Raw genomic sequence first — 9,664 nt, 5'->3', positions numbered from 1 at the left:
CGGCTGGCTGCACACCTACAATCACCACCGCGGACACACCGCGCTGAAGGGCCAACCACCCGCCAGCCGCGTTCCCAACCTCTCGAGGCAATACACCTAGGGCGCCCTGCGGGTGAGTCGGAAGACTCTGATCTCGCGGTCCACCCGGGCCTGGTAGGCGGCGTACGGGGGCCAGAACGCCAGCAGTGCCTGCCAGGCCGTCGCCCGCTCCTGCCCCGTCAGCAGCCGGGCGGTGACGGGGATGTCCCGTCCCTTCCAGCTGATCTCGGCGTCGGGGTGCCGGAGCAGGTTGTGCGTCCAGGCCGGGTGACCGGTCCGCCCGAAGTTGGACCCGACCAGGTACCAGCCGTCGCCGTCGGGCATGCACGCGAGCGGTGTGCGGCGGGGCTGCCCGCTGCGCGCCCCGGTGGAGGTGAGGATCACCCCGGGCAGCATCTGCGCGCTGAGCAGCACCCGGCCCCGGCTGAGCCGGTGCACGGCGCGGTCCAGCGCCGGGACCACATGCGGCGCCACCTTCGCGAACCCCCGCGTGGCGGACACCTTCTGCACCAGCCGTTCCCCGATCACATCGCCACCCCCGCGCCCTCGAACAGTCCGGCCCGCCCGGCCGCGTGGTCGCGCAGCCGGTGCACGGGCCCGAAGAGCAGCTCGTCCCCGGCGGCCCGCTTGAAGTACATGTGCGCCTCGTGCTCCCAGGTGAAACCGATCCCGCCGTGCAGCTGGATCCCCTCCCCGGCGGCGATCCGCAGCGCCTCCAGCGCCTGCGCGAGCGCAAGCCCACCGACGTGCTCGCCGCGGACCGCCGCCCAGGCCGCGTAGGAGGCCGCCGACCCGGCCGCGCGCACCGCCACGTACACGTCGGCCAGCCGGTGCTTGACGGCCTGGAAGGACCCGACGGGCCGCCCGAACTGCTCCCGCTGCTTCACGTACTCCACGGTCCGCTCCAGCACCCGGTCGGCCGCCCCCACGGCCTCGCTCGCGAGCACGGCGGCGGCCGCGTCCCCGACGGCGGCGAGGGCGGGGTGCACGTCGGTGTCCTCGTCGCCCAGCAACTCCGCCGCCACGTCCCGCAGCCGTACGCGCGCCTGGGCACGGGTCGGGTCGAGGGCGGTGCGCCGTGTCCGGACGACCCCGGGGGCGTTCCCCGCCACCAGGAAGAGCAGGACGCGCGACCGGGCGTACCCCCCGGCGTGCGCGGGGACGAGCAGGAGCCCGGCGCTGTGCCCGTCCAGCACCTGGTCGGCCTCCCCGTACAGCCGCCAGCCCCCGTCGGTGCGCCGCGCCTGGACCCCGCCGGCCCGCCCGCCGCCGGCCCAGTCGGCGTCGAGCGGCCCGGTGAGCGCGAGGGCGGCGGCGAGCCGGGTGCCGGGGACGGCGAGGGCGGCGGTGAGGCCGCCGCCGGCGATCCTCGGGAGCAGCTCGGCGCGCTGGGCCCCGGTGCCGAGGGCGAGGAGCAGCGGGGCCGTGAGGACGGCGGTGGCGAGGAACGGGGAGGGCGCCAGGGCGCGCCCCAGCTCCTCGGCGGCCGGCGCGACCTCCATGAGGGTGCAGCCGACGCCGCCGTACGCCTCGGGCAGCGCGAGCCCGGGCAGGCCGAGCTGCTCGGCGAGGGCGGTCCACAGGGCGGGGTCATGGCCCGGTGCCCGGTCGACGGCGGCCCGTACGTCCTCCGTTCCGCAGCGCTTGTGGAGCAGTTCCCGCAGGGCGCGCCGGATCTCGTCCTGCTCGTCGGTGAAGCGGGTGTCCATGACGGACCTCCTGACGATCTGACGGCACGTCATGCTAGGGGCGCCGGATGCAGATGCACAGGGGCGGCAGCAGGCGTATCTGATGTACCGTCAGATTCATGACTGGACCCCGCAAGGTCGCCGTGGTCGGTGTGGCCCTCTCCGACTGCGGCCGGGTGGACGAGGCCACTCCCTACGCCCTGCACGCCCAGGCGGCCCGCCGGGCGCTGGCCGACGCGGGCCTCGGCCGGGAGGTGGTGGACGGTTTCGCGTCGGCCGGACTCGGCACGCTCGCGCCGGTGGAGGTGGCCGAGTACCTGGGCCTGCGCCCCACCTGGGCCGACTCCACCTCCGTCGGGGGCTCCACCTGGGAGGTCATGGCGGCGCACGCGGCGGACGCGATCGCCGCGGGCCACGCGAACGCGGTCCTGCTCGTGTACGGCTCGACGGCCCGCGCCGACATCAGGGCGGGGCGCCGGACCGGGAACCTGTCCTTCGGCGCCCGGGGCCCGCTCCAGTTCGAGGTCCCCTACGGCCACACCCTCATCGCCAAGTACGCGATGGCCGCCCGCCGCCACATGATCGAACACGGTACGACCATCGAGCAGTTGGCCCAGGTGGCGGTCCAGGCCCGGGCGAACGCGGCGCTGAACCCGGAGGCGATGTTCCGCGACCCGATCACGGTCGACGACGTCCTGTCCGGACCGATGATCGCCGACCCCTTCACCAAGCTGCACTGCTGCATCCGCTCGGACGGCGGCGCGGCGGTGCTGCTGGCGGCCGAGGAGTACGTACCGGACTGCCGTACGGCGCCGGTGTGGGTGCTCGGCACGGGCGAGTCCGTGTCCCACGCGACGATGTCGGAGTGGGCCGACTTCACCGTCTCCCCGGCGGCGGTCAGCGGCGAACTGGCCTTCCGGCGGGCGGGCGTCACGCCTGCCGACGTCGACTTCGCGGAGATCTACGACGCGTTCACCTACATGACGCTGGTGACGCTGGAGGACCTGGGGTTCTGCGCGAAGGGCGAGGGCGGGGCGTTCGTGGAGAAGGGACGGCTGCGGGTGGCGGGCGGGGAGCTTCCCGTGAACACGGACGGGGGCGGGCTCTCGGCCCAGCACCCGGGCATGCGGGGCCTGTTCCTCCTGGTGGAGGCGGTACGGCAGCTGCGCGGGGAGGCCGGTGACCGGCAGGTGCGGCGGGCCGGCGGGGGGCTGCCCGAGCTGGGGGTGGCGTCGGGTACGGGGGGCTGGTTCTGCTCCTCGGGGACGGTGGTGCTGGGGCGGTGGTGAGCCGAACCGGGCCTGTGTCCGTATGGAGGATCAGGCGTGCCGCGGCAACCTTTCCGGCCCCGGCGGCCACTGCCGTACCGGAAGCTCTCACGTCCGAAGGACGTGCACCGCCGACCGAGTAAGGATCACTCCGTGGCCTCCTCCTCACACCGCCACCGCCCGCAGCCGGACCGGAACTTCGCCTGGCGCCCGGTCCGCGGCCCGTTGCTCGCGGTGACCGCCGTCGCCGCCGTCGCCCTGCTGGTCACCCTGATCGTGGCCTTCCGCCCCGGCGGCTCGGGCGGCACCGGGCAGGACCGTGCCGGGTCCGCGACCTCCTCGGCGACCGCGGCCGGAGCGCCGGAAGCGGCCTCTGCGTCGGTGCCGGCGTCACCCACGGCGCCGACACCGTCGTCGGCGACGCCCAGACCGACGGGCAGCAAGCACAGCACGCCGTCCACGTCGGCGTCCGCGACCCCGTCGACGGCCTCCCCGGCCCGGCGGGCGGCGGCCGGCACCGCCCGCACCCCGGCCACCACCACCGCCCCCGCACCCGGCCGGATCCGCCCCGGGACCACCTACGACGGGGTCGCCACCTCCTACGACATCGGCAACGGCGACGGCGCCTGCTCGTACGGCCCCACCTCCGACGTGATGACCGCGGCGATGAACACCGCCGACTACGAGACGGCGAAGGCGTGCGGGGCGTTCGTGTCCGTCCGCGCGGCGAGCGGCACGTCGATCACGGTACGGATCACCAACGAGTGCCCGGCGCCCTGCGCGGTGGGCCAGCTCGACCTGAGCCGGCAGGCGTTCGCGAAGCTCGCGCCGCTCTCGGCCGGCCGGATCCCGGTCACCTGGAGCCTGCTCAGCCCCGCCACCTCCGACACCGTCTCGATCCGCTACAAGACCGGCTCCAGCCAGTACTGGTGCGGCATCCAGGCGATCGGCCACCGCAACCCGCTGGCCCGGCTCGAAGTGCGCACCGGCGGCGGCTGGCTGGCGCTGACCCGCACCGGGTACAACTACTTCCTCTCCGAACAGGGCACCGGCTGCGGGAGCGAGATCCGGCTCACCGACATCTACGGCGAACAACTCGTCGTCCCCGCACTGCCGGTACGCCCGAACACGGTCCAGCCGACAGGACTCCAGTTCACCCGGCACTGAGGGCGAGGGACCGAGGCAGGACGCTAGTGCCGCGCCGGGACGATGCGGTGGGCGCGGTCGGGGGCGGGGCCGTCGGGGAGGAGTCTGACGCCGGTGTGGGCGTGGCGGGCCGCGAACGTGGTCAGGGCCAGGGTCAGGCAGACGGCGGCCGCGGCCACGCCGAGCGGGAACAGGGCGGGCGCCGACTGCCCCGCGGGAAGGTTCCCCTCGTGGACGGCGCAGGCGAGCGAGACGGCGAAGAGCAGGAGCGCGAGGAGGCAGGCCGCCCCCCAGCCCGCGCGGACCCGCCGGGTACGGGCGTGGTCGCGCACCTCGGCCAGGACCGGGGCCGCGCAGACCGGGCACTCCAGCTCGACGCGTTCCCTGCCGTCGGCCGGCCGGACCAGCTGGAAGTCACGGGCGGCCCAGGTGGCCGTCCGCCGCCCACGCCGCCCGACATCGCCGCGTACGTGGCGTACGGCCACTTTCACGGTCCTGGGTCCCCTCATGCCCGACAGTGTGCGTCCGGGGCACAGCTGTTCGCAGGGGTTTGCCCGGCCGCGTCCGGGAAGTACGGCGCCGGGGAACGCGCACGAGCCGTACGACCCCTGATGACGCGGCTGCGGGAGGCTCCCGAGTGATACTCGGCACATGGCAGCAACGGATCTCCACACGCTCCTGAAGTCGCTCCGCGTCTGGTCCCCCGAGACCACGGAGCTACGGCCGTTCGACCCGGCGTCGGCGCCGGACGCCCCGCTCCCGCTGTTCACCACGTGGTTCGCGGAGGCGGTGGCGGCCGGCCAGCCGGAGCCGCACACCGTGTCGCTGGCGACGGCGGACGAGCGGGGCCGGGCGGACGTACGGATCGTGATGCTGCACGGCGCGGACGCGCACGGCTGGTCCTTCGGCTCGCACGTCACCAGCCGCAAGGGCCACCAGCTGAGCGCCCACCCGTACGCGGCCCTCGCCTTCTACTGGCCGGTGCTGGGCCGCCAGGTCCGACTCCGGGGCCCGGTCTCTGCGGCGCCCGCCAGGGAGAGCCAGGCGGACCTGCACGCCCGCTCGACGGGTGCCCTCGCGTCGGCGCTCACCGGCCGCCAGAGCGGTGTCCTGTCCTCGCTGGAGGAACTCCGCACGGAGTCGGAGGCCGCCTGGGAACGCGCCCGCGCCGACCCGTCCGCCCCCTCCCCGACCTGGACCCTCTACCGGCTGCGCCCCCAGGAGGTCGAGTTCTTCCAGGGCGACCCGGACCGACGGCACGTACGCCTGCGGTACGTCACCGAGGCGGACGGCGGCTGGCGCAGGGAACTGCTCTGGCCGTAGGCCACGGGCTCGGCCCACTGCGCGAATTCCTACTGCGCGAATTCCTACTCCGCGAAGTCGTACTCCGCCCAGTCGGCCACCTGCCGGTAGCCGATGCGCTGGTACAGGGCGTTGCTCGTCGGGTTGGCCAGGTCCGTGAAGAGGAGGAGCTCGCCGACTCCCGCGGCCAGCGCCGCCCGGCTGACCCGCGCCGTCACCGCCCCGGCGTAGCCTCGGCCGCGCAGTTCCGGCGGGGTGTAGACGGGCCCGACCCGGGCCTGTCCGGCGACCGTCGGGGTGACGCCGGCCATGGAGACCGGGGTGCCCTCGGGGGTCTCCCAGAGGGTGACGCCGCCGTACGAGAGCCGGAAGTCGGCCCAGTCCCCGCCGCCCCGGCCGCCGGGCAGGCCCGCGTCGGCGACGAACCCGTCGTACCAGCGGATCAGCAGCTCCCGGTCCGCCTCGCCCGCGACCCGCGCCCGCCCCTCGGGCATCGGCGACGGGTCCGTCAACTCGGCCAGCCGGTACAGCCGTTCGCGTCCGCCGAGCCGTGCGGAGGCCCCGGTCCTGCGCTGCCACGCGGCGGCGAACACCTCCGCCGTGGCCCGCTCGGAGGCGAAGCCGGTCACGGGGTGGCCGAGGCCGAGGAGACCGGTGACCAGCGCCTCGGCCTCGTCGGCCGTGAGCCGGGTGGTGCGCAGGGCGTACGGCGGGGTGTGCAGCAGCGCGGCGCCCACGCTGCCGTCCGCCCGGACCAGGCGGCCGAGGAGCGGCGGCCGGCCGCCGTAGGCCCGCGGTCCGCGCCGCCGCAGCTGCTCGGTCACCGTCAGATGAACGGTGTGCAGGTCGGGCCGCGAGTGCAGGAAGTCCTGGGTGTGCGAGAGGAATTCATCGATGTCGGCGGTGAAGTACCAGGCGGGCGTGCGTGTTCGGGGGTCCATGGTCGATGATCCCGCCCGACCGCCCTGCCGGGCATCCGAATTAGGCGTCGACGGCTTCCGGGTCCGTCGCGAGGCGGGCGTGCAGGTGGACGTCCCGGAAGGCGTCCTGCCTGCCCGCCTCGAACATCGCGCCGCGCAGTGTCCCCTCCTGCCGGAAACCGCAGGTCCGCGCTATCCGGCAGGACGCCTCATGGCCGAGGGCGTGCCCCAGTTCCAGCCGGTACAGATCCAGTTCGGTGAAGGCCCAGCGGGCGGCCAGGGCCAGGGCGTGGGTGGCGACCCGGCGGCCCCGCGCCTCCGGAAGCACCCAGTAGCCGACCCGGGCCGACCGGAACACCCGGTCGATCAGGTTGATGCCGATGTGGCCGAGGGTCGCACCGCTCGCCTCGTCCGCGACGCGGAACGGCGCGCAGATCCCGTCCTCCGTCTGTGCCTGCTGTCTGACCATGGCGGCCCGGGCGCCGACGAGGTCGCTCTCCATCGTGAGCGGGGTGTTCCAGTGGCGGAAGTCGGGGTCGGTACGGCCGCGCAGCCAGCTCTCCACATGGGCTTCGGTGTCCGGGTCCCAGCGGTCGAGCCGCAGGCCGTGACCGTGCGGTGCGGTGCCGGGACGGCGGGCGGCGGGTTGTTCGTCGATCAGGGCCATACGCCCATTGAAACCCGTGGGGCAGGTGGCGGCCCAGCCGGTTTCAGCTCGCCGCCGGGCGGAACACCGGTACCCCGCGCCGGAAGGCGGCCTCCAGGGGGAGACCGGCGCGCGGCTCGGACGTGTCGACCAGTTCGGTCATCATGCGCGGCCCTTCCGCCAGGTCCACCACGGCCGCCACGTACGGGACGCGGTCGCCGAAGGGCGGCAGGTCGTTGCGGTGGACGACGGACCAGGTGTAGAGGGTCGCGCGGCCCGTCGCCTGCTCCCAGGTGCCGTCCTCACTCCAGCAGTGCGGGCAGAACTCCCGTGGGTAGTGGTGGGCCCGCCCGCAGGAGCGGCAGCGGCGCAGCAGGAGCCGGCCCTCGGCCGCGGCCTCCCAGTAGGGGCGGGTGAAGGCGTCCGGCTCGGGGAGATCCATGCATCTGACGGTACGTCAGGTGGGGTGGAAAGCCGAGAGGCGGGGGCGAAAAGGCTGTGCGTTCGCCGCGGGGCCGTGCGCCACCCATGAATCACCCGGAGATTGTTGACGATTTTGTCGGCGCTCACCTACGTTCACGGACGCAAGGTCAAGGGCGCCGGAAGACCAGGGGAGGACGCGGCGGACGCGGCGGAGCCGCTCGCCGTCTTCGCGACCGGCGCCTGGTGCCCGAGCACCGACCTGGAGCACGCCGACGGCGCCTACGAGTGGAACTGGGGCACCAACGCGCTGTCCAGCGGCAAGCAGGTCGACCAGTCCGTCTCCAAGGACCTGAAGGCGCAGTTCGCCGAGTACCAGGCGGGGCTGAACTGCGCGGCCTGCATTACCTCCAGCCGTCCGCCACCAGGTACCTCACGGGCCTCTCGGACGCGGACCGCGAGACGTACCTGGCGGCCCACCCCTTCATCACCTGGTCGGCCGGCCGGGCCACCTTCACCTGGGACGACTTCCTCACCCACGTCGGCGCCCGGAAGAAGGACACCCCGGCCTTCGACGCCTTCGACCTGTCGGCCGGCGAGAACAACGAGTTCGGCGCGGGCACCACCGAGAGCCGTCACTTCACGGCGTACGGCGCGCAGCACGACAGCACCGGGCTCAGCAGCGGGCGGGTCGCCGCCGACATCCCCGAGAAGCTGCACCTGATGAACCCGATGTACCACCTGGTGGAGAAGGTCAACGACCGCCGGGCCAGGCACTGGCGGCTCCGCCTCGGCACCAACGACTCCGACACCTCGCACGTCGCCTCCGCCAACCTGGCGGCCCGCGCCGGCTCTCGCAGCTGCAGCGCACCGGAGCCCGACGGCACGGGCCTTTTTCGCGCCCCGTCTCTTCCGTTTCCGTTCAGACCAAGTGGGCTACGCCACAAATCTCACCTACTTCTCCACGGGTGTGATCAATCCGCAACCAATTCCGGTCTTGACCGAGACCCATCAACGTGAAGCGTGATTACGCTCGCGCTCATGGCCGTGTTTCCCCCCACCGTTTCGCCCGTCTACGTCATCGGCGCCGGCCCCGGAGGTCTCGCCGTCGCGTACGCGCTGCGGGCCCGGGGCATCCGTGCCGTCGTCCTGGAGAAGTCCGGCAGCGTCGGCGCGTCCTGGCGCCGCCACTACGACCGCCTCCACCTGCACACCACCCGCCGGCTGTCCGCCCTGCCGGGGCTCCCCATGCCGCGCCGCTTCGGCCGCTGGGTCTCCCGCGACGACGTGGTGCGCTATCTGGAGAAGTACGCCGAGCACCACGAACTGGAGATCGTCACCGGCGTCGAGGTCTCCCGGGTGGAGCGCTCGCCCGGCGGGGACGGCTGGCTGCTGCACGCGTCCGGCGGGCGGCAGCTGACCGGCTCCGCGGTGGTGGTCGCCACCGGTTTCAACCACACCCCGCGCATCCCCGACTGGCCCGGCCTGGACGGCTACCGGGGTCGGTTCCTGCACGCCGGGGAGTACCGCCACGCCGGGCCGTTCGCCGGTCAGGACGTGCTGGTCGTCGGGGTCGGCAACACCGGCGCCGAGATCGCCGTCGACCTGGTGGAGGGCGGCGCCGCCCGGGTACGGCTGGCCGTCCGCACGGTCCCGCACATCGTGCGCCGCTCCACGGCCGGCTGGGCCGCCCAGTACAACTCGATCCTGGTACGACGGCTGCCCACCCGCCTGGTCGACCGGCTCGCCCGCACCATGGCCAAGGTGAGCGTGCCCGACCTGGCCGCCCACGGCCTGCCCCGCCCCGACACCGGCCTCTACAGCCGGGTCAAGCAGGGCTCCATCCCGGTCCTGGACGTCGGCCTCATCGACGCGGTGCGGCGGGGCAGGGTCGAGATCGTGGCCGCCGTCGACGGCTTCGAGGACGGCAAGGTCGCCCTCGCCGACGGCACCCGCACCTCCCCCGACGCGGTGATCGCCGCAACCGGGTACGTCCGGGGCCTGGAGGGCCTGGTCGGCCACCTCGACGTCCTCGACGACCGCGGCCGCCCGCTCGCCCACGGCGCCCGCACCCCCGGGAACGCCCCCGGCCTCTACTTCACCGGCTACACCAACCCGATCAGCGGCATGTTCCGCGAGATGGCCCGCGACGCGGAGAAGATCGCGAAGGCGCTCGCCAAGCGCCTGCGGACGGCGTAGAGAGCCTCAACCTCCTTACGTACACGTCGTGTTGCT

The 9,664-nt window shown here is 73.9% G+C and carries 10 protein-coding genes and 1 pseudogene; 5 read left to right on the top strand and 6 right to left on the bottom strand.

Annotation, left to right across the window (positions count from 1 at the left end):
• Positions 1-96: 96 nt before the first annotated feature.
• Both ABZ646_RS32270 and ABZ646_RS32265 read right to left on the bottom strand, forming a co-directional pair.
• Entirely contained in the window at positions 97-567 is a 471-nt protein-coding gene (locus ABZ646_RS32270; protein WP_360526717.1) for a nitroreductase family deazaflavin-dependent oxidoreductase, read from the bottom strand.
• On the bottom strand, positions 564-1,748 hold the full coding sequence (locus ABZ646_RS32265; protein WP_360526714.1) for an acyl-CoA dehydrogenase family protein: 1,185 nt from the start codon (positions 1,746-1,748) through the stop codon (positions 564-566). Before ABZ646_RS32265 ends, ABZ646_RS32270 begins: the two co-directional genes overlap by 4 nt.
• A gap of 98 nt (positions 1,749-1,846) precedes the next feature.
• On the opposite strand from ABZ646_RS32265, the gene ABZ646_RS32260 reads away from it, so the two are divergent.
• Together ABZ646_RS32260 and ABZ646_RS32255 are read left to right on the top strand one after the other, a co-directional pair.
• Complete coding sequence (locus tag ABZ646_RS32260) at positions 1,847-3,016, top strand: acetyl-CoA acetyltransferase (protein ID WP_360526711.1); 1,170 nt, start codon at positions 1,847-1,849, stop codon at positions 3,014-3,016.
• A 132-nt stretch (positions 3,017-3,148) separates the two neighbouring features.
• The gene (locus tag ABZ646_RS32255; RefSeq protein WP_360526708.1) at positions 3,149-4,162 is read left to right on the top strand and encodes an expansin EXLX1 family cellulose-binding protein; all 1,014 of its coding nucleotides are present in this window, start codon (positions 3,149-3,151) and stop codon (positions 4,160-4,162) included.
• Positions 4,163-4,185: 23 nt separating this feature from the next.
• Here ABZ646_RS32255 and ABZ646_RS32250 read toward each other — a convergent pair whose 3' ends face one another.
• Positions 4,186-4,650: a hypothetical protein gene (locus tag ABZ646_RS32250; protein WP_360526705.1), complete on the bottom strand. Its 465-nt coding sequence runs from the start codon at positions 4,648-4,650 to the stop codon at positions 4,186-4,188.
• Between the two features lie 142 nt (positions 4,651-4,792).
• Between ABZ646_RS32250 and ABZ646_RS32245 the strand changes: the two genes are divergently transcribed.
• Positions 4,793-5,464 (top strand): pyridoxal 5'-phosphate synthase, encoded by a 672-nt coding sequence (locus ABZ646_RS32245; RefSeq protein ID WP_360526702.1) that lies wholly within the window; start codon positions 4,793-4,795, stop codon positions 5,462-5,464.
• 44 nt (positions 5,465-5,508) lie between these two features.
• Here ABZ646_RS32245 and ABZ646_RS32240 read toward each other — a convergent pair whose 3' ends face one another.
• Genes ABZ646_RS32240 through ABZ646_RS32230 form a run of 3 tightly spaced genes read right to left on the bottom strand, consistent with a single transcriptional unit; the run spans position 5,509 to position 7,451 of the window.
• The gene (locus ABZ646_RS32240) at positions 5,509-6,384 is read right to left on the bottom strand and encodes a GNAT family N-acetyltransferase (protein WP_360526700.1); all 876 of its coding nucleotides are present in this window, start codon (positions 6,382-6,384) and stop codon (positions 5,509-5,511) included.
• A gap of 40 nt (positions 6,385-6,424) precedes the next feature.
• Entirely contained in the window at positions 6,425-7,030 is a 606-nt protein-coding gene (locus tag ABZ646_RS32235) for a GNAT family N-acetyltransferase (protein ID WP_360526697.1), read from the bottom strand.
• A gap of 43 nt (positions 7,031-7,073) precedes the next feature.
• Positions 7,074-7,451 carry a Zn-ribbon domain-containing OB-fold protein gene (locus ABZ646_RS32230; protein ID WP_360526694.1) on the bottom strand — a complete coding sequence of 126 codons (378 nt, stop codon included), beginning with the start codon at positions 7,449-7,451 and terminating at the stop codon, positions 7,074-7,076.
• A gap of 177 nt (positions 7,452-7,628) precedes the next feature.
• Between ABZ646_RS32230 and ABZ646_RS32225 the strand changes: the two are divergent.
• Positions 7,629-8,272: pseudogene (locus ABZ646_RS32225) on the top strand (Tat pathway signal sequence domain protein); the annotation flags it as partial.
• 198 nt (positions 8,273-8,470) lie between these two features.
• The gene (locus ABZ646_RS32220; protein ID WP_360526691.1) at positions 8,471-9,628 is read left to right on the top strand and encodes an NAD(P)/FAD-dependent oxidoreductase; all 1,158 of its coding nucleotides are present in this window, start codon (positions 8,471-8,473) and stop codon (positions 9,626-9,628) included.
• Positions 9,629-9,664 lie beyond the last annotated feature (36 nt).

Origin of the sequence: Streptomyces sp. NPDC007162, from assembly GCF_040634175.1 — a bacterium.
GTDB lineage: Bacteria > Actinomycetota > Actinomycetes > Streptomycetales > Streptomycetaceae > Streptomyces.
This window is presented reverse-complemented; position numbering and strand designations above follow the sequence as displayed.

Excerpts from the sequence above, each read along its gene's own strand:
- ABZ646_RS32230 (WP_360526694.1), bottom strand. The coding sequence starts at position 7,451 with ATGGATCTCCCCGAGCCGGACGCCTTCACCCGCCCCTACTGGGAGGCC.
- ABZ646_RS32250 (WP_360526705.1), bottom strand. The coding sequence starts at position 4,650 with ATGAGGGGACCCAGGACCGTGAAAGTGGCCGTACGCCACGTACGCGGC.
- ABZ646_RS32245 (WP_360526702.1), top strand. The coding sequence starts at position 4,793 with ATGGCAGCAACGGATCTCCACACGCTCCTGAAGTCGCTCCGCGTCTGG.
- ABZ646_RS32235 (WP_360526697.1), bottom strand. The coding sequence starts at position 7,030 with ATGGCCCTGATCGACGAACAACCCGCCGCCCGCCGTCCCGGCACCGCA.
- ABZ646_RS32265 (WP_360526714.1), bottom strand. The coding sequence starts at position 1,748 with ATGGACACCCGCTTCACCGACGAGCAGGACGAGATCCGGCGCGCCCTG.
- ABZ646_RS32240 (WP_360526700.1), bottom strand. The coding sequence starts at position 6,384 with ATGGACCCCCGAACACGCACGCCCGCCTGGTACTTCACCGCCGACATC.
- ABZ646_RS32220 (WP_360526691.1), top strand. The coding sequence starts at position 8,471 with ATGGCCGTGTTTCCCCCCACCGTTTCGCCCGTCTACGTCATCGGCGCC.
- ABZ646_RS32260 (WP_360526711.1), top strand. The coding sequence starts at position 1,847 with ATGACTGGACCCCGCAAGGTCGCCGTGGTCGGTGTGGCCCTCTCCGAC.